Annotated in this window: 25 protein-coding genes and 1 pseudogene; 4 read left to right on the plus strand and 22 right to left on the minus strand. The window is 63.3% G+C overall.

Annotated elements, in window-relative coordinates:
• Window positions 1-7: 7 nt before the first annotated feature.
• The 20 genes and pseudogenes from WDS16_RS02725 to WDS16_RS02820 all read right to left on the minus strand — a co-directional run bounded on the left by WDS16_RS02725 (window position 8) and on the right by WDS16_RS02820 (window position 16,677).
• Complete coding sequence (locus WDS16_RS02725; RefSeq protein ID WP_338890299.1) at window positions 8-475, minus strand: heme-binding protein; 468 nt, start codon at window positions 473-475, stop codon at window positions 8-10.
• Window positions 472-1,524 (minus strand): L-glyceraldehyde 3-phosphate reductase, encoded by a 1,053-nt coding sequence (mgrA, locus tag WDS16_RS02730; RefSeq protein ID WP_338890300.1) that lies wholly within the window; start codon window positions 1,522-1,524, stop codon window positions 472-474. The genes WDS16_RS02725 and mgrA overlap by 4 nt, the downstream gene beginning before the upstream one ends.
• 13 nt (window positions 1,525-1,537) lie before the next feature.
• Window positions 1,538-2,149 carry a bifunctional 4-hydroxy-2-oxoglutarate aldolase/2-dehydro-3-deoxy-phosphogluconate aldolase gene (locus tag WDS16_RS02735; RefSeq protein WP_338890301.1) on the minus strand — a complete coding sequence of 204 codons (612 nt, stop codon included), beginning with the start codon at window positions 2,147-2,149 and terminating at the stop codon, window positions 1,538-1,540.
• Entirely contained in the window at window positions 2,137-2,880 is a 744-nt protein-coding gene (locus WDS16_RS02740; protein ID WP_338890302.1) for an IclR family transcriptional regulator, read from the minus strand. Before WDS16_RS02740 ends, WDS16_RS02735 begins: the two co-directional genes overlap by 13 nt.
• 33 nt (window positions 2,881-2,913) lie before the next feature.
• Window positions 2,914-3,825 carry a sugar kinase gene (locus WDS16_RS02745; protein ID WP_338890304.1) on the minus strand — a complete coding sequence of 304 codons (912 nt, stop codon included), beginning with the start codon at window positions 3,823-3,825 and terminating at the stop codon, window positions 2,914-2,916.
• Entirely contained in the window at window positions 3,818-5,359 is a 1,542-nt protein-coding gene (locus WDS16_RS02750; protein ID WP_338890306.1) for a tripartite tricarboxylate transporter permease, read from the minus strand. The genes WDS16_RS02745 and WDS16_RS02750 overlap by 8 nt, the downstream gene beginning before the upstream one ends.
• On the minus strand, window positions 5,320-5,829 hold the full coding sequence (locus tag WDS16_RS02755; protein WP_338890307.1) for a tripartite tricarboxylate transporter TctB family protein: 510 nt from the start codon (window positions 5,827-5,829) through the stop codon (window positions 5,320-5,322). The genes WDS16_RS02750 and WDS16_RS02755 overlap by 40 nt, the downstream gene beginning before the upstream one ends.
• Window positions 5,826-6,815, minus strand: a complete 990-nt coding sequence (locus WDS16_RS02760; protein ID WP_338890308.1) for a tripartite tricarboxylate transporter substrate binding protein — start codon at window positions 6,813-6,815, stop codon at window positions 5,826-5,828. Before WDS16_RS02760 ends, WDS16_RS02755 begins: the two co-directional genes overlap by 4 nt.
• Before the next feature lie 135 nt (window positions 6,816-6,950).
• Window positions 6,951-8,012 (minus strand): YbfB/YjiJ family MFS transporter, encoded by a 1,062-nt coding sequence (locus WDS16_RS02765; protein ID WP_422395804.1) that lies wholly within the window; start codon window positions 8,010-8,012, stop codon window positions 6,951-6,953.
• 177 nt (window positions 8,013-8,189) lie between these two features.
• Window positions 8,190-8,606, minus strand: a complete 417-nt coding sequence (locus WDS16_RS02770) for a VOC family protein (protein ID WP_338893231.1) — start codon at window positions 8,604-8,606, stop codon at window positions 8,190-8,192.
• Window positions 8,607-8,707: 101 nt separating this feature from the next.
• Window positions 8,708-9,997, minus strand: coding sequence for a cupin domain-containing protein (locus WDS16_RS02775; RefSeq protein WP_422395749.1), 1,290 nt, complete (start codon window positions 9,995-9,997; stop codon window positions 8,708-8,710).
• Window positions 9,997-10,176, minus strand: a pseudogene (locus tag WDS16_RS02780) (BatC protein); the annotation flags it as partial. The gene WDS16_RS02775 and the pseudogene WDS16_RS02780, both read right to left, overlap by 1 nt.
• A gap of 138 nt (window positions 10,177-10,314) precedes the next feature.
• A complete protein-coding gene (locus tag WDS16_RS02785; protein WP_338890310.1) occupies window positions 10,315-11,151 on the minus strand; it encodes a methylamine utilization protein in 837 nt (278 codons plus the stop codon).
• Window positions 11,152-11,179: 28 nt separating this feature from the next.
• Window positions 11,180-11,488 carry a biphenyl 2,3-dioxygenase gene (locus tag WDS16_RS02790; RefSeq protein ID WP_338890311.1) on the minus strand — a complete coding sequence of 103 codons (309 nt, stop codon included), beginning with the start codon at window positions 11,486-11,488 and terminating at the stop codon, window positions 11,180-11,182.
• Window positions 11,485-11,823: a plastocyanin/azurin family copper-binding protein gene (locus WDS16_RS02795; protein ID WP_338890313.1), complete on the minus strand. Its 339-nt coding sequence runs from the start codon at window positions 11,821-11,823 to the stop codon at window positions 11,485-11,487. The genes WDS16_RS02790 and WDS16_RS02795 overlap by 4 nt, the downstream gene beginning before the upstream one ends.
• 10 nt (window positions 11,824-11,833) lie before the next feature.
• Window positions 11,834-13,399 (minus strand): multicopper oxidase family protein, encoded by a 1,566-nt coding sequence (locus tag WDS16_RS02800; protein WP_338893233.1) that lies wholly within the window; start codon window positions 13,397-13,399, stop codon window positions 11,834-11,836.
• Between the two features lie 20 nt (window positions 13,400-13,419).
• A complete protein-coding gene (locus WDS16_RS02805) occupies window positions 13,420-14,733 on the minus strand; it encodes a hypothetical protein (protein WP_338890314.1) in 1,314 nt (437 codons plus the stop codon).
• Window positions 14,730-15,419: a methylamine dehydrogenase light chain gene (locus WDS16_RS02810; RefSeq protein WP_338890315.1), complete on the minus strand. Its 690-nt coding sequence runs from the start codon at window positions 15,417-15,419 to the stop codon at window positions 14,730-14,732. Before WDS16_RS02810 ends, WDS16_RS02805 begins: the two co-directional genes overlap by 4 nt.
• A 34-nt stretch (window positions 15,420-15,453) precedes the next feature.
• Window positions 15,454-16,065, minus strand: coding sequence for a redoxin domain-containing protein (locus WDS16_RS02815; protein WP_338890317.1), 612 nt, complete (start codon window positions 16,063-16,065; stop codon window positions 15,454-15,456).
• Window positions 16,066-16,095: 30 nt separating this feature from the next.
• Entirely contained in the window at window positions 16,096-16,677 is a 582-nt protein-coding gene (locus tag WDS16_RS02820; protein WP_338890319.1) for a MauE/DoxX family redox-associated membrane protein, read from the minus strand.
• 323 nt (window positions 16,678-17,000) lie between these two features.
• On the opposite strand from WDS16_RS02820, the gene WDS16_RS02825 reads away from it, so the two are divergent.
• The 4 genes from WDS16_RS02825 to WDS16_RS02840 all read left to right on the plus strand — a co-directional run bounded on the left by WDS16_RS02825 (window position 17,001) and on the right by WDS16_RS02840 (window position 20,738).
• Complete coding sequence (locus WDS16_RS02825) at window positions 17,001-18,500, plus strand: APC family permease (protein ID WP_338890321.1); 1,500 nt, start codon at window positions 17,001-17,003, stop codon at window positions 18,498-18,500.
• Between the two features lie 101 nt (window positions 18,501-18,601).
• Window positions 18,602-19,300, plus strand: coding sequence for an IclR family transcriptional regulator (locus WDS16_RS02830; RefSeq protein WP_338890323.1), 699 nt, complete (start codon window positions 18,602-18,604; stop codon window positions 19,298-19,300).
• A gap of 86 nt (window positions 19,301-19,386) precedes the next feature.
• Entirely contained in the window at window positions 19,387-19,671 is a 285-nt protein-coding gene (locus tag WDS16_RS02835; protein ID WP_338890324.1) for a hypothetical protein, read from the plus strand.
• Entirely contained in the window at window positions 19,671-20,738 is a 1,068-nt protein-coding gene (locus WDS16_RS02840) for a hypothetical protein (RefSeq protein ID WP_338890325.1), read from the plus strand. The genes WDS16_RS02835 and WDS16_RS02840 overlap by 1 nt, the downstream gene beginning before the upstream one ends.
• Window positions 20,739-20,746: 8 nt before the next feature.
• Here WDS16_RS02840 and WDS16_RS02845 read toward each other — a convergent pair whose 3' ends face one another.
• Window positions 20,747-21,055, minus strand: coding sequence for a hypothetical protein (locus WDS16_RS02845; RefSeq protein WP_338890327.1), 309 nt, complete (start codon window positions 21,053-21,055; stop codon window positions 20,747-20,749).
• A gap of 13 nt (window positions 21,056-21,068) precedes the next feature.
• Entirely contained in the window at window positions 21,069-22,775 is a 1,707-nt protein-coding gene (locus tag WDS16_RS02850) for a sodium:solute symporter family protein (protein WP_338890329.1), read from the minus strand.
• Window positions 22,776-22,798: the final 23 nt, after the last annotated feature.

The raw sequence follows: 22,798 nt of genomic DNA on the forward strand, positions 1-22,798 counted from the left end.
CAGGGCGTCAGACGAGTGCGGCGAACGACCTCAATTGCTCCATGACGAAGGCGTGGTCGTCGCGATGCGGGAGCCCGGAGACCCCGACGTATCCCACTATCCCGACGCCCGTCACGACGATCGGCACGACCCCTCCGGCTGCGGTGAACTGCTCGGTCGGAAGGTGCGACTGGGTGTCGAAGTCACGGCCCGTGGCAACGAAGAACTCGTGCACACCCATCGAGCTTCGTCCGTATCGTCTGGCAGATCCCAACTTTCGGGACAGCCAGTGGTCGTTCTCCGGATACGAACCGGGCAACGCCGCATGGAAAGCACGCTGATCGCCGTGCACGATACCGATGACCAGCGGCAAACTCCGGAACACTGCGGCCTCGCGCATCCGGCATCCGAGGGCCCAGGCGTCGTCGTAGTCGAACCTGCGGAGACGGACGGCCTGCTCGTCGGCGGTTACCGCGTCCAGACCCGGGGTGCTCATGCGGTCGAGGAAGCGAGCCAGATGTTCAGCTCTCCGTCGACGGCGAACTCGTCGATCTCAGCCAGTTCGTCCGTCGTGAATTCTGGGCTCTGCATGGCGAGCACGCTGTCTGCCAACTGGCTCGGGCGCGACGCACCGACGAGCACCGACGAGATCTGTGGCTTCCGGAGAACCCAGGCGAGCGCCATCTGAGCGAGCGGTTGTCCGCGACGCTCGGCGATCTTGTTCAGTGCGGCGACATTGTGCAGGTTTCTCTCCGAGAGCATGCCGTCGCGCAGCGTCTTTCCCTGAGTTGCACGTGACCCTTCGGGAATGCCGTTCAAGTACTTCGTGGTCAGCAGACCTTGAGCGAGTGCCGAGAACGCAATGCAGCCGATGCCCTCGTCGGCCAAGGTGCGCAGTAAGGACGGCTCGCCGTCTTCGACCCACCGATTGAGCAACGAGTACGACGGTTGGTGGATTGCCAGCGGAGTTCCGAGTTCCCGCATGAGCCGTGCGATTTCGAGGGTACGGGCGGCGGAATACGACGAGATCCCGGCGTAGCGTGCCTTTCCGGAGCGGACCGCCGAGTCGAGTGCGCGTGCGGTTTCTTCGAGCGGGGTATTCGGATCGTATCGATGGCTGTAGAAGATGTCGACGTAGTCGAGTCGTGTACTGGTGAGTGAGTGATCGAGGCTTCCGAGCATGTACTTCGCCCCGCCTCCGCGTCCGTATGGGCCGGGGAAGAAATCGTAGCCCGCTTTGGTCGAGACCACGATCTCGTCGCGGAGATTCGCGAAGTCTTCGGCGAGGACACGCCCGACGTTCTTCTCGGCCGAGCCCAACGGAGGGCCGTAGCCGTTGGCCAGATCGAAATGGGTGATGCCGAGATCGAATGCAGCGCGGATGATCTCACGCTGGTTCTGGATGGGGGTGTCGTCGCCGAAGTTGTGCCACATTCCGAGTGAGACGCCGGGAAGTAGAAGGCCGGAGTTGCCGACGGGCCGATACTCCATCGTGTCGTACCGAGTCGGGGCCGGGGTGTAGGTGTCGGTGAGATGAGAATGCATGCGGGTGAGGCTCCTATCGAGATACGAAAAGGTCGGTGAGCAGTTCGATCTGGGAATCGTCTTCGAGCGCCGATCCGACAGCGACGACATCAGCGCCTGCTCCGAGATAATCGGGCGCATTGCGGGCGTTCATGCCACCGGTCGCGACGAATCGCAGCTCGGGGAACGGGCCCTTCATCGCCGCGAACCAGGCTGCGCCGAGCACCGATGCGGGGAAGGCCTTCACCCAGCCCAGTCCGAACGCGGCCGCATTCTGAACATCGGTTCCGGTGGCGACGCCGGGTAGATGTGGCATCCCCGCGTCCACACTCGCCTGTGCGACAACAGGATCGAAGCCGGGTGCAACGGTGAACGATGCACCCGATGCATGGGCAATGGCAACGAGTTCCGTTGTCACGACCGTTCCGGCGCCAACTGTCATGCCGCGATCCGTTGCGGCTTCGGCTACGGCGACCAAAGCCGCAACAGCGGCCGGAGTTTGAATGGGTACTTCGATACAGGTGATGCCTGCGTCCCACCCACGGTGGGCGAGTTCGACGGTTCGGGCGGGGGAGAATCCGCGCAAAATCGCCATCACCGGTACCGAAGTGAATGCCTCGTCGAACCACGCGTTCATGGTCTCCATCCGAGCTCCTTCGAAACGTTGTCGGTTACTGCACGTAGATCGGGCAGTAGTGATTCGAGGGCCGCGAGGTCGGCGCGACCCTTGAGAGAAGTGACAGACACAGCGGCGACGACGCGATTGCTGGCGTCGCGCACAGGCATGGCGATGCAGTTGACGTAGTCCTCGTACTCTGCATCGTCGACGGACCAACCACGTTCGGCGACGACGGCTAGTTCGGCATCGAAGCGACTGCGCGAAGTGATCGTCGTCGACGTGTGCTTCTCGAAATCAGCAGCAGCCATGACGGAGTCGACGACATCCTGGGTCTGGAAGGCGAGAATCGCCTTGCTGACACCCGCAGTGTGCAGACAGACCGATGCGCCGATCTGGGAGAACAGTTTGATCATTCCCGGCTGTTCGATCTTGTCGACGTAGATGATTCGCCGTCCCTCGAGCGCTGCCAGGTGAATAGTGTGCGAGCATTGTTCACCCAGGCGGACGAGGTAGGGACGGGCCACGTTGGCGAAGTCGAACTGTTCCCGTGCCGCGTTGGCGAGCCCGGCGAGCCGGTACCCCACACTGTATTTCCCGTCCTCACGCTTTCGCGTCAAGCCGTAGTCGGTCAGCGTCTGCAGCACACGCAGAGCCGTAGACCGGTGAACATCGAGGTGAGCGGCGACTTCGCTCTGAGTCCTCGGCGCCAGGGCGACGAACTCCAAGATCTCGACGGCGCGTTCCACGCTCTGCGACACTCGAATGCTCCTTCGGAAGTGGGGTCGGCTCGATCATGCGTCGAGGCCGGCGGCTGGGACGAAGTCGTTGGTGCTCGACAACGCCCGTGCTGCTAGATCGTGCCCCATCGACAGGCGTCCGTGGGCATCCTTGCCGCTCGACAACCCCGATAGGTATCCCGCGGCGAACGCGTCGCCGGCACCGACGACTTCGACCACATCGACCGTGTGCGCCGCAACGAACACTGTTCCGGACGAGGTGAACTCGGTGGCGCCGACGTCGCCGTCCTTGACCACCAACGTGCCTGCCCGGCGATGTTCGGTCCCGATCAGCGCCGCGATCGAGTGTGCGTCGGTGGTACCCCACAGCGCGGCAGCTTCGTCGCGCCCGACGAACGTGATGTCGGCTCGCCGAGCGAGGTCGAGCAGTATCGGCGACGCGCGTTCGACTTCCCACACACCTCGTCGGTAGTTGACGTCGAAGGATATTCGCGTCGGTGATCCCTCGCAGAGGTCGAACAACGCAGTCATCATCGCCGCGCAGGAGTCGGACAAACCTGCGTTGATTCCGGAAACATGCACGATGGACACCTCGCGCAGCGGCAACCCGTCGAGCGTTGCCGGAGACATGAGCGAGGCAGCGGACCCGCGCCGGTAGTAGTGAACCGTCGTTGCGCCATCGTCGGGATCCTTGAAGTAGACCCCAGTGGGGGCGGAGTCGAGAATCGTGACGTGGCTGGTGTCGACGCCGTGTGCCGCGATTTCGTCGACGATGCGTTTTCCGAGCGGGTCGTTCCCCACGCTGCTGGCCCAGGCGACGCTGTGTCCCTGTTCTGCGAGATACAGCGCAACAGTGGACTCGGCGCCTCCCATGTGCAGGGTGAACAGATCGGCTGATGCCAACGGTGTCGCATCGACGGGCGCGACGAGCGTCATGGTCTCGCCGATGCACAGGATCTCAGGCATCGGCTCGCTCCCCGGCTCCTCGCCGCGAACCCTTCTTCAGACCCGTGCGGATGTACGGTCCGAGTACCGCGAGTGCACTGAGCACCAGGAGCGCAACGGCGATGCCGCTGGTGTAGATGCTGGCGGCGCCGTCGATCAGGAATGCGCGACGGATGTTGCTCTCGGCAAGCGGTCCGAGGATGAGACCGAGGACGAGGGGTCCTGCTGGAAATCCGTTGCGCCGCAGTGCCAATCCAAGAAGTCCGAATACAAGCATCAATCCGACGTCGAATGCACTGTTCTGGACCGCGTACGTTCCGACCATGCAGAAGGTGATGATGACCGCCCACAAGTACTTCTGGGGTAGATCGAGAAGTTTGATCACACCGCGCATACGCACCAGGGCGAGAGCGAGCGCGGCGAAGGTTGCAAGCAACATGATGGCGGCAAGGCTGTAGACGAGGTCCGGCGAATCGACGAACAACGCGGGCCCTGGCTGGAGGCCCCAGATGACCATCGAACCGATCATCACAGCCATGACGGCATCGCCCGGCACACCCAGCGCGAGTGTTGTGGTGAGTGACCCGCCCATGGTTGCGGTGCTGGCCGTATCCGCAGCGGCGAGACCTTCGAGTGAACCCTTCCCGAACTTCTCGGGAGTCTTCGATGCACGTCGAGCCTGGTCCCACGAGACGATACCGGCAATGTCGCCACCGGCGGCAGGTACGACACCGACCACCGCGCCCACTCCGGATCCGATGAGTGCCGGCTTGACCAGTTCACGCCGTTCCGCCCGGTTCGGCCACCACTTTCCGAGCTGTGTTATCGGCGCAGGGACGATGGTCGGGTGGCGGCTGATCATCTGGTTGAACACCTCGGCGATTCCGAACAGCCCCACGATCGCGGCAATGAACGGGATACCGGAACTGAGCTCGTTCAGGCCGAACGTGAATCGACCGTCGCCGGTGATCGGGTCTCGGCCGACAGTACCCAGGAGCAACCCGAGAATACCCGCGAACAGACCTTTGACGACACGACCACCGGATACGCCGATCATCATGGTCATTCCGAAGACGACGAGTGCGAACATCTCGGCGGGCCCGAACCGAAGCGCGATGCTCGCGATGGGTTGAGCGGCGAAGATGAGAATGCAGATTCCGACGACGGATCCGACTGCCGACACCAGCGCGGAACTGGTGAGCGCGATTCCGGCTCTGCCCTGTTTCGCCATCGGGAAGCCGTCGAACGTGGTTGCGATCGAGGCCGGGGTGCCGGGCGTATTGATCAGGATGGACGGAACACGATCGCCGAATTGTGCTGCGACGTAGATCGACAGGAGAACGGACAGACCTTGGAGCGGCTCCAGCGTCAGGGTGAAACCCGCAGCAAGTGCAACCGCCATTGCCGCGGTGATGCCGGGAACGGCGCCGACGAGTGTGCCGAGCAGAACACCGACGAGCAAGCAGACGCCGATGCTGGGGTCGAGGAGCGCGCTCAACCCTTCGGTAACCGCGTTCACAGCGGTACCTGCAAGAGCAGACCGAATATCGCCCACAGGATCACCGTGGTGATCACTGGGAACACGGCGAGCGCCTTGATGCCACGGCCTCCGGATATCGCAGTGAGCCCGGCCAACAACACCACCGTCACGACGCGGAAGTCGAAGTACTGCCACGCAATTCCGTACACCGCGATGAGAGCCAACGTTGCTGCGAGTGCGAACGTCCCGGATTTCGTGATGGGCGGTTCGTCCGAGACGATGCGACTGATCACTGCCTGCACGATCAGAATCATCCCGATCACGACCATCGATACCGCCAGAGCCGTCGGCCACCACCGGGGACCGAAGGACTGCCCCTCACGGGCAACGTCGATTCGATTCGTCATGACGTAGACCGCAGCGCCGAGAAGCACCACGGCGAGCCCGATCCCGACCTCGTACACCCTGCTGTTCGGGCGTCTCCCGCTCGGCTGAGCGTTTGCGGGCAGGTCGTCGGTGCTCACTCCGATGTCCTGGGTGGTCATTCCTGGGCCGCCAACTGTTCGAATCGAACCGATTCGGTTCCGACGAACGTGGTGGTCTCGTCAGCAGAACGATACAGGGGAAGATTGCCGCCGGATTCGATGAGATCGATGTATTCATCGGTGGCGGAGGCGGATTCGATGGACTCTTCGAGGCGCGTGGCCACGGCGTCCGGAAGTCCGGTTGGTGCGGCGATGACGGCCCAGCTGCCGATCACGACGTCGTGGCCGAGTTCGGTTGCCGTGGGAACGCCGGGTAAGGCAGGTGCCGACTCCTCGGTGAACACGGCAAGGACGCGTAGGCGACCGTCGGAGTGCGCGGGTGCGGTTTCACCGATTCCGGCTACCACGGCGTCGACCTGCGACCCGACCGCGGCGGTGACCGCGGGCGCGCCACCGTCGAAAGGTACCCCGGTGAATTGGACGTCCGCTACTCGTCCGAGTTCGACTGCGCCTGCCTCCCAGATGGATCCAGGACCCGCGTTGGAGACGGTGATCGAGCCTGGGTCGGCCTTGGCAGCGGCAATGAGGTCGTCGAGTGTTCGGTACGGGCTGTTCGCCGGGACTGCGATGGTGCCGGGTTGAGAGTTGACCTGGCCCAGGAAGTCGTACGCCGCAGGGTCGATCGAGTATCCCTGGTGGCCGAGCAAGCTGACCTCGACCGGCAGGACGCCGATGGTGTAGCCGTCCGCGCTCTGGTCGGCGAGGTACTGCATGCCGATCGACCCTGCACCGCCGGGGCGATTCTCGACGATGACACTGACGCCGAGGTCGGCTTCCATCTGTTTGCCCAGGGTGCGAGCCGTCAGATCGGTCGCTCCGCCGGCCGCCGTCGGGGTGAGCAGGGTGATGTTCCCGCTGGGGAAGTCCTCCTCCGAGGAGCCGCCTCCGGATCGATCCGCACATCCGGTGACCGATCCGATCAGGATCGCTGCTGCTGCTCCGCCGCTGACGAGTACGCGCATCGGACGAGTTGTTGAAGTGCTCAAAGGGTGCCTCCGAGTGAATGTGTTGCACTGTGTGCAACAGTGTTGCTCTCTGTGCACATACAGTAACTCATGTGTGACCCGAGGCATAGCAAATCTTTACTGTGATGCAGATCAACGAATGAGAATCCTGGGCTGCTACCTCGGCGCGTGCAGACGCGCGGCGGCAAAGGCTCCGACGGTTCCCAGCGTCAGGACGACCGTCGCGACGACGAAGGCGACCGTGTAGGAGTCGCCGAGTGCAGGCGCCACCACAAGTGGTCCCAGAACCTGCCCGACGCCGTAGACCGCAGTCAAAGTTGCTGCCGTTCGTCCGAGCGGCAGTGCGGCGGCGGTGGTCAGCGTGAGCATGGTGATGCCCATGAATGTGCCGCCGAAGAGTACGGCCGAAACCACGGCGACCCCGGAACTATCGGAGAGCGCAGGCAACAGCGCAGAGATGGTCTGCAGCGCGAAGGCTGCAACGAGTGCTCGTCGCATCATGATTCGACGAGCGATGGCCTGCCACAGCACAGTCGCGGGAACTGCCGACAGTCCGACGACGATCCACACTGCCGGCCCGACCGACGAATTGCCATGCCCACCGACTGCGGCCACCAGGAAGGTGCCGACGATGATGTAGCCGAGACCCTCGAGGAAATACGCGGTCAGCAAGACGCGCCAGATCAGTCGCTGCCGAGTGGACGGTCCGGCGTCCTGATCGGAAAAGTGAGATTCTGCGTGTATGCGCAGAGTCAAGGCCGGTGCGATCAGCACTGCCGTCAGTAGTGCGGACGCAATCCACAACGCCTGCCATGAAAGGTGCGGTGCCGCAGCGAGTGTGAGAACTCCCGAGGCGGCGATCCCTGCGCCGACCCCGCCGAACGTGATGCCGGGGGACGAGCCAACCTGCTTGGCAACCGTACTCGCGCAGGCGAGGAACACGACGGCACTTGCCAATCCGGCAATCAATCGCAGCAGCGAGAATGCAAAAGTATTGTCCACAAACGCCATTGCGACCTCGCTGGCGACGAGAATCGCAGCCCACGACCTGAACATGGATGTGCTGTTGAGTCCGGGGCGGATCGAGAGGGCCACCGCTCCCAGGAGGTAACCGGCGTAGTTCGCGGTTGCGATGACCGCACCGCTGCTCGGCGTCACACCCGCTGACTCGACCATGATGGGCAGAATCGGGGTGAAGACGAAGCGACCGACGCCCATGGCCGCGGCGAGCCCCGCAGCTGCCGCGATGGATACGCGCCGACCGTCGAGTTCGTTCACGCAGCTAACGATACCTGCGCGGAATCGAGCGCCACGCCCACCTCGTCAGTAGGTGCGTGGCCCCCGACATCACGCGTGAGATCCCCGCTCTGGGGTGTCACCTCATGCAGGCGTACGTCATGCGCTTGCGCTGGAAATGTTCACCAGCCAGTTGATTCCGAACTTGTCGGTCAGCATTCCGAACGTGTCACCCCACGGCGCTGTGTTCAGGCCCATGGTGTTCTGTGCGCCGTCGGCGAGCTTGTTCCAGTATTCGGTGAGTTCGGCTTCGTCCTCGCCGCTCAGCGAGACCGAAATGTTGTCGCCCACGTTCAGGTTCATACTGGCCGGAGTGTCTGCGCCCATAAGTGTCAAGCCGGTTGGGGACTCGAGCTGGCCGTGCATGATCTGGTCCTTCTCGGCCGGATCCTCGCTCGCACCGAATTCGGCGAACGTGTTGAGGAGGAGTTCACCGCCGAAGACGGTCTGGTAGAACTCCATCGCTTCCCGAGCGTTGCCGCGAAAGTTGAGGTATGGATTGAGTCGGGTGGGCATGGTCATCTCCTCGTCGACGGGTACGACGATCATCGTAGAGCGTCGGCTACGGCCCCACGCCGGATTGCCACCGTGTGCGAACAACTGCTGCCGAACGTGGCTTATTCGCTCACCGTCGACGAAGCCGCACCGGTCGGTGAAGGAACCAGGACACCTTCTCGAAGGAGTCGGCGAACGAGGACGACGGCACTGTTCTGGTCCAGGCCAACCAGATCGCCTGTTCTGCAGGGCTTTCCAGAATGCAATTGCGTGACCGCATCAAGGGCCTCGATCGGGAGAGACACGGTCTTGCTTCGGAAGTCGAGGTGGACCCGGGACTCATCGCTGCTGATCCGCGCAATCAACCCTTGTCTCCAGACGACAGTGCTGTGCGAATCGAGGGAGGTCATGAACGAGATCGTGCGCAGCGGACTCACCGGTTCCGGACGGGTGATGTCAGCGAGTCGACGGCCCAGTCGGCGGGCGATCTGGCGGCGGGCCTCCGGGGATGCTCGGATGTCGTCGAGAGTGGCCGCGATGTCGTCGAGTACGTGATCCACGTACGGCAGTACCGCGTCGGAATCGGTCAGATCGAGCCCTGCGGGCAACGGTTCCCGAAGCTGTGGGTCGTCTTGCAGCACGCCGAACAACTGGTTGGCGACGTCGTAGTGATTGAACGACGCGACTCCGATGGTGAGGTGAATTGTTGTCTCGCCCAGGGCCTCTGCTGAATGTATCCAACCACGGGGGAGATACAGCGCGTCGCCGGGCTCCAGCACAGTGTCGACTAGAGGCAACTCGCGCGCACGGTTCTCGACTGCGTCCCGCCGGTCCGACCAGGGCTGGTTCGACAGCGGGTGAGTATGCACCGGTGGGTGCAGGACCCATCGCTTCGCTCCGCCGATCTGCAGCACGAACACGTCGTGAACGTCGTAGTGCGGCGCAAAACCGGTGGAGGAGGCAGGCGTGATGTAGGCGTTGACCTGTGCAGGATGGCCGATGTCATCGACGAGGTCACGAACGAAGTCGATCAGCGGGGGCCACAGGCGGTGCAGACCCTGAAGGACGAGTGTGTGGCCACCGGCAAATGCCGACAGCACGGCTGCCGAGTCCAACTGGTCGGCCATCTCGGCGCCGAAACCGCCCGAGGACGTGAACTCCGACTTGTCGAGTAGGGAACCGTCTTTCGCCATCCGAGCGAACGGTGTTCGGACTCCGCGGTGCGAAACCAGTTCGTCGACCGAGGCGGAGGACATCAGGTCCTCGAACGAGCCAGGAAGGTCGCGCGCCCGAGACAGTAGCGGCTTTCGGCCCCAGTAGTCGTCGACGAAGGCACGCTCGTCGACGGAGATCAGACGACCGAGCGCGGACCGGTTTCCCGGTCCGCGCTGGTCAGGGCGATAGGCGCTCAAGCCGTGCCGTCCGCACCGCCGTCGTGGCCGTTGGGGTTCGAGCCGCCGTCGGCTGGGCCTTCGCCGGGTCCGGCAGGGCCGTCGGCTCCGCCGTCGTGGCCGTTGGGGTTCGAGCCGCCGTCAGCTGGGCCTTCGCCGCTGGATCCACTCGTGGTGATGTCGTCGTCGTTGATGCTCATCGAATGCCTTTCGGTCGACGTGTTGGCGGTAAGAGTGGGGCTGCCACCCTCACGCCGTGGATTGACGATTCGGCGAGCTTTCAAACAACGAGTTTTCCGGGGGTCTGGTTCTACTGGTGCACCGGTATGGGGTCACCTTCAGAACGCGGCGATACCCGCGAACACTGCGAGCCCGATCAATACCGCTCCTGTCAGCGCCTGGACACGACGGTCGACGACGCACATCAGCGACAGGAATCCCGGCATCGACCCGCCGCGGCGGGTGTGGACGATGGCGAGGACGCTGGGCATGCAGCGTCCGAGCGATACGGTGACGAACAGAGCAGCACCCAATGCGGGCGAGCCCGCGGCGGCCACACCGAGCGCCATCAGGTAATACGCGCTCGAGCGGATGTAGATGAGGAAGCCAGGTCCGATGATGGCACCGAACAGCGCCGAGACCTTCCACGGCTCCATGCTCCGTCGTAGGTGGCGAGGCAACTGCTGACGCCGCATCGGCGTCGGCATGGTCACCAGCCCGAGCTCGTGCAGGCCGTAGGCCAACGCGAGTACCGCCCACACACCGAGCAGTACCGCAACGGGGACTGCGCCGAGTACGACGCCACCGAGCGCGCCGAGTGCAGCACCTGTCACCGACCCAGTGGCGAGGGAGCCGAGTGCGTGCCACCCGAGTCGACGGAGCGGCGTCGACGATCCCGCGCGATCCGGTTGCTTGGGTGCCACGACGACGCCCGCCACGGACATCCCGCACGTCGACCAGTTGGCCGCCAGCGCGGTGACGGTTCCCGCGGCGACGACGGCTCCCGTGAGCCCGGATGCGGCGGTCGGTGCGAAGGCCAGTGCTGCGATCGCCCCGATCCCAGCGGCACCGGCGATCAGGCTCGACCGCGTCCCGAGCCCGATCGAACTCCGAAGTGTCGGCCGGATCTGTGGCATATCCTGTTGGAGCGCAGTGTGATCGATCATTGTAGTCATCTAATACCTCCTCGGTGTGGCGTCCACGTCAGGAGACGTGGATCGTTCCGGACATGTACGGGTGAATCGAGCAGTGGTACTCCACGTCACCAGGCGTGTCGAACGTGAATCGAAACGTGCTGTCTCCGTTGACACCACTGTCGAACACGCCGTCCGCGTGCACCTCGTGGAGGAGACCTTCGTCGTCGAACTGCCATTCGACGGTGCCCCCGAGAGGAATACTGACCTCCTGAGGATCGAAACGGACGTTGCTGATGTGCACTGTCGCGTCGACATCGGGTTCGGACGCGCACCCGGTTGCAAGCAGTAGCACCGACGCCAGAAGGGCAGTTCTCACTCCTCGACGACGACCGTGCCGAGCATCATCGGGTGCGGAGTGCAGTGATAGTCGAATGTGCCTGCCTCCTCGAAGGTGTAGGAGTAGCTGCCCTCGGTCAGCAGCTCACTCTTGAACGTTTCGTCGCTGGATTCGACGACGTCGTGCGGAAGACCGTTGTCGTCGAAGATCCACTCGACGGTCTGGCCCTTCTGGATGGTCACCGACGCCGGGCTGTAGCTCATGTTCTCGACGCGGACGGTGACAGTAGGCATGTCGCTGCCGGAGTCGCTGCTGCACGCGGCGAAACCGAACAGCGACGCCAGTGCGAGTGCCAGAATCAGGATCTTTCTCATGGGTTACCTCTCATCGGACGTACATCAAGTTGGCCGTCATTCCGGCTTCGAAGTGATAGGCGTTGTGGCAGTGGAACATCCACTCACCGGGATTGTCCGCGTCGAATTCGATCGCCAACGACGTCCCGGGTAGGACGTTGACGGTGTCGCGACGCAGTCCGCCGTACTCGGGTACCGCGAACGTGTGGCCGTGAGTGTGCATCGGATGCCACATCGTGGACGTGTTGTTCATCGTGATCCGGACGCGTTCACCCTGCTTCACGACGAGCTTGCCTGCGTCTGCACCGGCCATCGCCCACACGTATCGGTCGCCGGCCTGAAGGAGGTCGACCGAGTAATCGCGGTCGGGTGTCCTGGTATCGAGCTTCGTCTTCTCGGCAGGCCGCAGAGAGCTCTCGAGAACCAGCTCGCGATCGAGTTCGGGGATCGAACCACCGACGTCGGGATCGCGCAGGGGAGCGGCGTCCGTGCTTCGCAGGACGGTCGAGGCGTACCCGGGGCGACCTTCCACCGCAGCGACCATCGGCCACGCTCCCGACACCACCGTCACGAGAACGTCATAGCGCTGGGCCATCCCGATGAGAACGGCATCGGTGTCGACGGGTTCGACGTCGTAACCGTCGACTGCGACGATGGTCAGTCGGTGGCCGGCGATTGCGAATCGGTACGGAGTCTCCGCTCCGGCATTGACGATTCGAAGGCGCAGACGAGAGCCGGGGGCGGCCTCCACGACAGCCGGGTCGTTCGGTGGCCGACCGTTGATCAGATGCAGCGGATACGCAATGTGCTGCGTCATTCCGCCGAGAACGTCCGAGTCACCGTGCCCGGCCGACGTCAGAGACGCAGCCACGGTCGCTTCGTCGGCCCCCACTGGCACCGGTGCTCCAGCGCCGCCGTGTCCTGCATGTCCTCCGCCGTGTAGGTCGGGATTGAGTGCCGCCATCACGGCGTCGGGGGTTGTTCCCAGACCGTCGACCCAATCGTCGAGCACGATGACCGCGTCGGCGTCGGCGTCGGTCGAGTCGCTCGGATCCTCGACGATCAGGGCCCCGAACAGGCCGCGATCGGCTTGAAGCCCGGAATGCGAGTGATACCAGTAGGTTCCAGGGTCCGACGCGACGAACGAGTACTCGAACGCGGCACCCGGAGCGATTGCCTCCTGGGTCACCGGAGGTACGCCGTCCATGTCGTTGCGGATGCGAATGCCGTGCCAGTGGATGCTGGTGTCACTCGCCAGTGCGTTGGTCACCGACGCGCGCAACGTGTCTCCGGCCGAGAGCCTCAGTTCCGGCGCCACGGCCCCGGTCCCGTAGGTCCAGGTGTTCACGAGTCGACCACCCAGGTCGACAGCAGCGAATCCCGCCGCGAGCGCATAATCGGCCGTTCGGCCGGACGAAGCGCGCGCAGCTTCGGCTGCGGCTACCTCGGGATCGGTGGCCTTGACGTAGTCGAGCTTGCCGGCGGAACCGGATGCAGCACCTGTGGAGGTACTGCATCCGGTCACACCGAGGGCGCCGATTCCTGCCAGGCCGACGCCTGCTGTCGCAAGAGACAGGAAACGGCGTCGGCCGAGCATCAACCGGGGGTCCGGTCGAGTCACTCCATCACCTCGGGCGTGATCAGACCGGTGATCGGATTGACCGCACCGGCGATGTCCACCGAGCTCACCTGAGCACCGGTCGCGGCGTCGAATCCGACCAGCTTCTGCGGTGATTCACCGTCCACCTCGGCTCCGTCGCCGAGTACGTAGAACGTCGTGCCGTCGACGCTGTATGCCATCGACGAGAAGCTCTCGATGCCGATATCCGCGAGCGTCAAGGTACGAATCGGTGCGAGATTCGCGGCGTCGAACACGACGATCTTGGCCACCGAGCCGCCGCGCGCGGAGTCGGGGTGGACGATGGTGTCCGTGTAGGTGACTGCGAGTCGGGTCGCGTCGGCGTTGATGACATTCTCCGAGAAGCGGCCCGACGGGTCCCCTGCATTGCCGATCGGTGCCACCGTCTCGGTGGGGAGACCGACCGAGAAGTCGAACACGAACACGTCGCCGTTTTCACTGACGAGAAGAGCCTTCTTGGCCTCCTCGGCGAACGTGGTCTTGCGGGCGCTGACGAAATCTTCCGGCAGTACCTTCTCGCGTCCGACCTCGGTTGGAACTCCATCCTCACCGATGGTGACGTGCAGCAGTTCTCGGGTGTCCTCGCAGACGCTGTACAGATCATAGCCCACCAACCAGGTGAACGGTCCACATCCGACTATTCGTATCGCGCCGGATTCCTTGCCTGCCTCGAGGTCGACGACACGAATTCCGTAGAGTCCGTCGTCCCAGCTGACGAAGTACTTGCCGTCGGATGTCACGGCGTTCGAGCCTTCACGAGAGTGCACTCGTGCGACGTCGGGCAGCACGGCTTCCTTGGGTTCGAGCAAGTTGCCCGAGTATGTGCTGACAACGAAGTCCGCTGCCCCACGTGAGCCTCGTGGGCGCCACACCTCGGCGGCGACGATCGCAGGATCGCTTGCGGTTTCGCCGACGAAACCGTGGACGACGGGATCCCAGATTCCGGGCCCGACGGTGATGCGTGTCGTGACTTCGCCGGTTGCGGGATCGAGCGCGTTGACGGTCATTTCGAGTTTGCCGAAACCACCTTCGATCCCGAGGATCTGGTCGGCACCGATCGGGGTGATCTCGCCGACGTGCAGCGGCTCGGGAATCTCGCCGGTGATCTCCTGATCCTCTTCGCCGAGGCCGATTCCTTCACCAGGAGCCGTGAATTCGACGCTCGGATACGTTACTTCGGTGGACGACGCAGAATCCTCGGCGTCGTCACTCGACGAGCTGCACGAGGTGACGGCCAGAAGCGCGGCCAGTGGGGCGACGGCGATCGCTGCCCTGCGACGGTGTCGTGTCACGAGCCGGCACCTACCTTCGGGCGTGCCGCAGGTCGAGCCTGGCAGTCCGCGCCGACGATCGGCGCCATGGTGCACGTATATGCCTGGGACTCGTCCGAGACGCACCAGATGATCTCCTGGTCGTAGCTTCCGCTCACCGGGTTGTACATCGACGCTTGCATGTCAGGCTCGCCGCAGAAGGCGTTGGAGCAGCTGGGTGCACCGCAGCAGTCGTAGTAGGCGATGAGGTAGGTCTTGCCATCGGCAGGATTGGTGCAACAACCGACCCAGAACTCGGCGCCGGGCTTGGAACCCGGTGCGCACGTGGTGAGGCCGCCGCCTTCGCATGCAGCGCAGGAGGTGCCGTCCATCGAGCACCAACGCCAGTAGTCGCACTCGGCGGGGTTGCTGCCGTCGTACTCGGGAACCTGAGGTTCGGGTGTCGGGGAAGACGGGGTTTCCTGCGCGTAGGCGCGCGATACGGGTAGTGAACTGACAATCGCCACTCCCGATGCGCCGAGGGTCCAGCGTCCGATTCGCGAGATCATCGACCGGCGCGAAACACGCTCGGACAGTTTGCGTCCCGATCGGCTTGCGAAGCTCCCTCCTCGGCCGGCCATCCATTCTGCCTGTTCGGCGACAGTGTTCTCGTCGACTGGGTAGCGCTGTTCGGTGGAACCGGCGTGGTCGTGGTCGTGATGGTCCATGTGCTCTCCGTTCTTGAAAAGGGGGGTCGAAAAACTATGCGACGACGCGATTCTTGGTCGCCTGGGTGTGGAGATGCTGGAGCGAGGGAGTGCCTGATTCCAACGCGTTGAGAAGGCTTTCGACCTGTGCCATGTGGTTGCACAACCCCTTGGCCTTGATCTTCCCGTGCTCGTCGAGCATCACTCCGAACGGAGTCGTGCCGACCTGGTAGGCGATTCCGACGTCACGTCCGTCCACGTAGCTCATTTCACCGCCGATGCCCGCGCCTGCAAGGAATTCGGTGTGTTCTTCCGGAGTGCCGTCGGAGATCATGACGATGTCGACATCGCTCTCGCCCTTGGCCATCGACTTCATGCCGGGTAGCAAGGACTTGCACGTCGAACACCCTGGGGCAGTGAACAGTAGAAGCTGCGGGCGTTCGCGATGGCCTGCGACGCTGACGGTACGTCCGAGGTGGTCGGTGAGGCCATGGAACGTCGGTCCGACCTGTTCGATCTTCGGTCCGGTGTCCATCATGCGTGCGCCGAGGGGCCCGAGACGTACTTGTACACGCCCGATTTCGCGTGCAAGTCCCAGGATCATCAGAAGAAGTCCGACGACGGCTGCTGCCAGGAGAACGACCATGGTCGTGAGAAAGACGGTCATGACGAGTGAACCTTTCGGGAGATATCGGTGTCAGTAGCGGCTGATGGACGAGACAGCACGCATCTCGATGGCGGCGTTGGTCAGGTAGTCGTCGATCGGGCGTCGGCCGAAGGACATGAACGAACGAACGTAGAGTCCGACGCACACCACGGTTACCGCGAACATGCCGATCCCGGCGCCCGCCACGCGGTCGAGGGCTGTCATGTCCGGCGAGAGCATCGTCGCGGCGCTCGCCAGTGCGAATGCCGACGCGCGGGCGGAGTGCCACCACCCGATGTGCTCGATCTCGTCGGCGCCCCCACCGAAGGCGAAGCACCCGCAGTCGAGTTTTCGACGCCCACGAATCAGGTTGACGGACAGGCCGAGAAAGAAGACGCCGAACAACGCTGCAGCGAGCGATCCCGAGATGCTCGGAGCTGTTCCGGTGATGAGGGCGATCCCGAGAACGATCTCGATCCACGGAAGGACTGATCCGACGACCACGGCCGCACCGTCGGGAAGCATCTTGTATCCGCGTACGACGCGGATCATGCGTTCGCGGTCGCGTACCTTCGGCACTCCGGCCACCAACAGCACCGCACCGACAAGACTCGAAAGAGCTGCCCAGAGCATCGTCTGCCTCACCTTCCATTCCTGGACCTCCCGAGGTGTTCGAGCGGTCTGGCCAAGCATGGAACCGCGATGCGTCATGAGTGCTTCTGCTGCGTTACGTGCTCAGAGGGCCGGTATGGAACGGACGACTCGATATCTGCGCTGGTAGGGAGCATGTGAAGACCGTCCGAGTGGCCTAGGGCACAGTCGTAAAGGCCCCGGGATCGCATTTTGGAAACCGATTCTCACTTGAAACAGCTACGGCCGTCACAGACGAAACATGGGTGCAACCCGGTGGTCGTACATTCAATCGAACACCGGACCACGTCGCCACCAGGATGCAGATGAACACCAGCGCCCTCAGCGCAGCTCTCCGTCAGGCCGCTCTCACCGAGAGGCCGACCGATCTCGTGCGTTCGCCCGTCAGCGCACTCGGCCGGAAGCAACTGACGCCCTTCGACCTCGTCGGCCAGTCCATGTCGACGATGGCCCCCGCGACGTGCATGGTGTTCATCGCACTGTGGATGTCCTCGCCGAGCGGGGGCGCGGGTGGGATGACTGCGATCATCGGGGCGACACTGGTGATGACTCTCGTTGCACTGTGCATACGTCAATTCACGCGCCGACTGGCGGCCTCGGGGTCTCTGTACAGTTTCGTCGCCCACGGACTGGGCAAACGGGCGACCCTCACTGCGGGCGCCGCGCTGCTGTTGGGCTATGTCGGCGTATCGATCTCCGTGCTGTCGAACTCGGGTGCCAACCTGGCGAAGCTCGGCGAAGAGGCAGGTGTTTCGCTTTTCCCGGGCGCGTCGATCGTCGGGTGCGTGGTCGTCGCCGCGGCGGTCGCGCTCGTTGCCGTTCGCGGTGTGCGATTCGCCGCGCGCACGATCCTGGTCATCGAGGTATGCACGGTGGCTCTCATCTCGATTCTCATGCTGCAGTCTCCTGTTTCGACCGACGTGATTGCGTCGTCCGAGTCCGCGCCGGTCGGCTTCGTACTGTTCCTGGCGATGCAGACGGTGTTGAGCCTGGCGGGGTTCGAAAGTGCTGCGTTCTTCGGCCCGGAAGCCCGAAAGCCGCTTCGCACTGTGACGTCCACCATTCTGGTTACACCGCTGCTGATCGGCGGTCTCTATGTCTTCGCTGGATGGGCGGGCATGAGCGGTCACGCGGGAGTACTGATCGACGCATACTTCGGCGGGACTCAGTCGGGAGCGAGCACGGTTCTCGTGCTGGCAGTGAACATCGGAGTGTGCTCGTCGTGGATCGCCTCGACTCTCGGTTTCGCCCAGGCCGGTTCACGTCTGTTGTTCTCGATGAGTCTCGAACGGGTGATTCCAGGAGTCTTCGAGCGAGTGCATCCTCGGTTTCGGACACCGTATGCGGCAGTGTGCCTTTTCGTCGGTGTGTCGCTGATCGGATCCCTGTGGCACGACCCGGATCACGCACCGGGAAACTACGACGTCGTCGTCGAGATCGCGTTGATTCTCGGCTACACGATGGTATCTGTTGCGGCGTTGAAGTTTCTCGATCGCATCGGTGAACACACGCTGTTCACCAAGTCGTGTGGCCTACTTGCGGCGATGGCGGGCGCCGGTCTGCTGGCGTTGACGGTGGTCGACACCGGCCGTTCGGGTACCTGGATATATCTCGGGTGGTGCGTGGCGCTGGGGGCTTCGGGGACTCTGTGGTTCGCGATACTACGAAGATTTCGACCCCGAAGTATCGACGCCATTGGCATTTTCGACAGCGTCGAGACCGCGGACCTTCTTCCCGGGTCGTCGTCACTGAGCATCGACGACGATGGAAAGCCCGTTCTCACTCCGAGTCCCCGCAGGCGGTAGCGGTGGAGACCGAGCGACCCGATGCGCGGTCGGGTGGATCTGGGCGGGATGGGACACGGGGTGGATCTGGGCGGGGGTTCGGAGGACAGCAGCCGAAGGCTGTGCAGAAGGCATTGGCGATGCTGGAGGCGGTTGCCTACCTCGGTGCGGGTGTGACTGCCAAGCAGATTGCTGCGCACACGCAGGTGCCGCCGGCGACTGCGTATCGCATGCTGAACTACCTGGTCGCCGACGGCTTCTTGGCGCGGACTCCCGATCTATCGGGTTTCGCTCTGGGGCGTCGAACGTCCGAGCTCGCGTACGCGGCTACCGATACCGAACCCGTTCGAACGGTAGCGCAGGTTCTCGATGCCATGCGTGCCGAGACACGGCACGGTCTGTACCTGATGTCGTTTCGAGGGGGAGCGTTACGCGCTATCGACATCGATCCGGACCACGAAGTGGTGTCCGCGTCGACGATCACACGAAATCCGCACGCTCATGCCGTCGGCAAGCTGTTGTTGGCGTATCGGCCCCGATGCCTCGACGACCTCGAACTTCGCTCGATGACGGCACATACGCTCGTCGATGGGTTGGCATTGCACGCGGAACTCGCGCGCGTTCTCGCGACCGAGTTGTCGTTCGAGAACGAAGAATCGCGTGTCGGACGGGCAGCCCTTGCTGTCCCCGTTCGTGGAGCCGGCTCGGAGGTCGTCGGCGGTCTGTGTGTCCAGGGGATTGCCGGTCGACTGTCACCGAACAACGATCGTCTGGTGGGCTTCCTCAGGGCTGGCGCAGACGAGTTGTGCGGATTGGTCTGACGCGTCCCAGGCGGGAACCGATCCACGATTCGCTGCGTCCAACCGAGTATGAAGCGAGACAGTTCCTCCCCAACAGGTGTTGTCCGATGAGCATTCACGTGGACCACGAAGCGCTCAGCGACGTCGCGGACAGCCTGAGCGCAGCAGCCTCCCATCTCGAGACAGTGGGCGATCGGCTTCCGCGCGAGCCCGACGCCGGCATCGGTACCGGTCCCTTGCTGGCCATCATTTCTCGATTGTTGGCCAACGCCGGACACCTCGTGGACGGACTCTCCGCGGCGGGAAGTGCTGTGCACGAGATCAACTCGGCATACAGTCGTGCGGATCTCGAGACTGCAGATCAACTCGTGCTCGAGCAGTGGGTCGACTGATGGGCATCGACACGCGTATCGATGGCACACCGGATTCGGTTCACGGCGTGGCGAATTGGGTAGCGCATGCGGTGGCGCCTCGTCTGCAGGCCACCGCGGACTCCTTGTATGCAGGAAGAAACTCTGCAGACGCAGGGTGGGACGGGCCCGCCAGTGAACTGTTCGTCTCGAAAACATCCTCCGCAGCAACGCAAGTCGATGATTTCGTCGAGGCTGTCAACGGGTTCGCGTCTCTGTTGTCCGGCGCCGCCGAGGCGCTGGCTGCGGCTCATGCCACGATGTCGGCGGCGAGGGACGCCGCTGCCGGAGCCGGTTTGCTCGTGATGAGGGATTCCATCGCCTCGCCGATCCTCGACGACCTACAACCTGCCTACCGAGCGGCCGAGGATGCGGTCGGCGTTGCTCGCGAACACGAGCGTCGATACGTCCAGGAGCTGAAAGACGTCGCAGACGGGCTCCTCACAAGATGGTTCTTCGTCGGCTCGAGCATGATCGTCAGTGGGACGATTGCCGGTGCAACCAAGGTGTACGCCAGTTCGCTTACTGCGCGAGCCGATGACATGGCCGCTCGTGGAATGGAACTTGTCGAACGGGCCAGGAATGCCGGGCCCGGCACTCCCGCCAGTTCGGTGTACCAGGACTGGGATCTGGGCCGCGAACTGATACATGGTTCGGACGACGTGGCGAAGACCGCAGAGGCGCTCCCCGACCGGGTGAAAGTGACCGGAGCGAGACTCGGCGGACTGATCGGTGCGCTGGAAATGGGATACGACATCTACTCGGGTGTACCGGCGGATCAGGCAGTCGCATCGGGTGTCGTCGGAATCGGTGCGTCCGCGGCGACGGGTGCGGCCGTGGGCACGTTGATCGGAGGCCCCGTCGGTACAGCGGTCGGGGCGGGGCTGGGCGCAGTGGTCGGCATTGCTGCTTCGGGCATGGTCGACGGCGTTTTCGAAGAAGGATACGAGAGTGTCGGAGACACGTTGTTCGACGGAGTCGAGGCTGTCCAGGACACCGGCAAAGCAATCTCGGACCTGACGGCTGGGGCATGGCGTGCCGTCTTCTGATCCGCGCCTCAGACCTCGTTCGTATCCGACGCGGTCGTCGCTTCCCCCACGACGGCGGGCCGCGCGAGCGCCCACCCTCCGAAGATGAGTGCGATGGCCAGCATGACGAGTCCGACCCATAGGTTGGCGATGGTTCCGACGCTCATATCGACGACGTTGTTCGACGGCGAGGAGTGTGTCTCGTTTCCGAAGGCCGAGGGAAACAGACCCGCCAGCGTCAGCAGGATGCCGTAGATGCCGAGCAATATTCCGATGACCGATCGGATATCGAAGAGTCGGGCGACGAGCCCTGGTGTGTTCTTCTCAGGAGTTGTCATGTCCGGATCCCTATCAGTGGAAGATTATGTTGAGAATGACGACGAGGCCCAATGCGAAGCCCGCCAACGGAACCGGGCGTCGATACCACGGGTTGGTGGCGTCCTCGGGGTCGGTGAACATCTCCCGAGGCGTCTCCGAGTAGACGAAGCCGACGAGTTCCTTCACCGGTTTCGGCTGCGTCACCATGCTGACGCCGACGCTCACGGCGATGTCCACGACGAAGGCCGCTGAGGCTGCGACGAACGGCATGCCCTGTCCGGGAAGGTTGATCACTCCGATTTCCGACAACACGAACACGAATACTGCTGCCGAGGTTCCGGACACGAGGCCGATCCAACCCGCCGCGGGCGTCATACGCTTCCAGAACATACCGAGAATGAACGTCGCGAACAGCGGAGCGTTGAAGAAACCGAACAACGTCTGCAGGTAGTCCATCAAGTTGGAGTAGCCCGAGGCGATGAGCGCTGTGAAGATGGCCATGATCGTTGCGACGACCGTCGCCACGCGTCCGACGGTGATGTAGTACCCGTCCTCGCGGTCCTTGACGATGTACTGCTGCCAAAGGTCGTAGCTGAACACGGTGTTGAACGCGGAAATGTTCGCCGCCATGCCGGCCATGAACGCGGCCATCAATCCTGCGATCGCCACACCCAGCAATCCGTTGGGCAGAATGTCGCGCATCATCAACAGCATCGCGTCGTTGTACGTGATGTCGCCGGTACCGTTTTCCTTGAGGTTGATCATGTCGCCGATGGCTGCAGCAGCGATCATGCCGGGAACCACGACGACGAAGGGCACCAACATCTTCGGGATCGCGCCGATGATCGGCGCGCGCCGGGCTGCCGACATCGAACTAGAGGCCATTGCGCGCTGGACCTCGACGAAGTTCGTCGTCCAGTAGCCGAACGAGAGTACGAAGCCGAGGCCGAACACGATTCCGACAACCGACAGGATGGGGGAGTCGAAACCGCTCAGTGCCTGGCCTGGCCAGGACGCAAGCTGTTCGCTTGTCGATGCGGTCACGGTCCCGTCGGTGACGGTGGGGACGACCTTCTCCTTGAGTCCGGACCAGCCGCCTATCTTGATCAGTCCGATGACGGTCAGCGGGACCAGGGCGGCGAGGATGACGAAGAACTGCAGTACTTCGTTGTAGATCGCTGCCGAGAGTCCGCCGAGGACGGTGTACGTCAGGACGATTGCAGCCGCGACGATCAACGACACCCAAAGCGACCAGCCCAGAAGTACTTTCACCACTGTCGCCAGTAGGAACAGGTTGACGCCTGCGATGAGGATCTGGGCGACCGCGAAGCTGACGGCGTTGACGAGATGCGCTTTCGCGTCGAATCGTTTGCGCATGAACTCGGGAACGCTTCGAACCTTCGAGCCGTAGTAGAACGGCATCATCACGACGCCGAGGAACAGCATCGCCGGGATGGCGCCGATCCAGTAGTAGTGCATCGTCGCGAGGCCGAGCTGGGCGCCGTTGGCCGACATGCCCATGATCTCGACGGCGCCGAGATTGGCGGAGACGAACGCGATGCCGGTGACCCACGCGGGCAACCGACGGCCGGAGAGGAAGAAGTCGAGGCTCGTCGACAACTGTCGACGGGCCACGTATCCGATCCCGAGAACGAACACGAAATATACGGCAATGAGTACGTAGTCCAGCGCGTTCGTGTTGAACGAAAGCGCGCCTTCTGCCGCAAGAGTCGACGTCACGCGTCAACCTCCCTGAGTGAGTG

Source organism: Rhodococcus sovatensis (assembly GCF_037327425.1).
GTDB classification, from domain to species: domain Bacteria; phylum Actinomycetota; class Actinomycetes; order Mycobacteriales; family Mycobacteriaceae; genus Rhodococcoides; species Rhodococcoides sovatense.

Excerpts from the sequence above, each read along its gene's own strand:
- WDS16_RS02825 (WP_338890321.1), top strand. The coding sequence starts at position 17,001 with ATGAACACCAGCGCCCTCAGCGCAGCTCTCCGTCAGGCCGCTCTCACC.
- WDS16_RS02815 (WP_338890317.1), bottom strand. The coding sequence starts at position 16,065 with ATGACCGTCTTTCTCACGACCATGGTCGTTCTCCTGGCAGCAGCCGTC.
- WDS16_RS02810 (WP_338890315.1), bottom strand. The coding sequence starts at position 15,419 with ATGGACCATCACGACCACGACCACGCCGGTTCCACCGAACAGCGCTAC.
- WDS16_RS02755 (WP_338890307.1), bottom strand. The coding sequence starts at position 5,829 with ATGACCACCCAGGACATCGGAGTGAGCACCGACGACCTGCCCGCAAAC.
- WDS16_RS02745 (WP_338890304.1), bottom strand. The coding sequence starts at position 3,825 with ATGCCTGAGATCCTGTGCATCGGCGAGACCATGACGCTCGTCGCGCCC.
- WDS16_RS02845 (WP_338890327.1), bottom strand. The coding sequence starts at position 21,055 with ATGACAACTCCTGAGAAGAACACACCAGGGCTCGTCGCCCGACTCTTC.
- WDS16_RS02785 (WP_338890310.1), bottom strand. The coding sequence starts at position 11,151 with ATGACTACAATGATCGATCACACTGCGCTCCAACAGGATATGCCACAG.
- WDS16_RS02800 (WP_338893233.1), bottom strand. The coding sequence starts at position 13,399 with ATGCTCGGCCGACGCCGTTTCCTGTCTCTTGCGACAGCAGGCGTCGGC.
- WDS16_RS02795 (WP_338890313.1), bottom strand. The coding sequence starts at position 11,823 with ATGAGAAAGATCCTGATTCTGGCACTCGCACTGGCGTCGCTGTTCGGT.
- WDS16_RS02770 (WP_338893231.1), bottom strand. The coding sequence starts at position 8,606 with ATGCCCACCCGACTCAATCCATACCTCAACTTTCGCGGCAACGCTCGG.
- WDS16_RS02835 (WP_338890324.1), top strand. The coding sequence starts at position 19,387 with ATGAGCATTCACGTGGACCACGAAGCGCTCAGCGACGTCGCGGACAGC.
- mgrA (WP_338890300.1), bottom strand. The coding sequence starts at position 1,524 with ATGCATTCTCATCTCACCGACACCTACACCCCGGCCCCGACTCGGTAC.
- WDS16_RS02820 (WP_338890319.1), bottom strand. The coding sequence starts at position 16,677 with ATGCTCTGGGCAGCTCTTTCGAGTCTTGTCGGTGCGGTGCTGTTGGTG.
- WDS16_RS02840 (WP_338890325.1), top strand. The coding sequence starts at position 19,671 with ATGGGCATCGACACGCGTATCGATGGCACACCGGATTCGGTTCACGGC.
- WDS16_RS02725 (WP_338890299.1), bottom strand. The coding sequence starts at position 475 with ATGAGCACCCCGGGTCTGGACGCGGTAACCGCCGACGAGCAGGCCGTC.
- WDS16_RS02765 (WP_422395804.1), bottom strand. The coding sequence starts at position 8,012 with ATGGGCGTCGGTCGCTTCGTCTTCACCCCGATTCTGCCCATCATGGTC.
- WDS16_RS02735 (WP_338890301.1), bottom strand. The coding sequence starts at position 2,149 with ATGGAGACCATGAACGCGTGGTTCGACGAGGCATTCACTTCGGTACCG.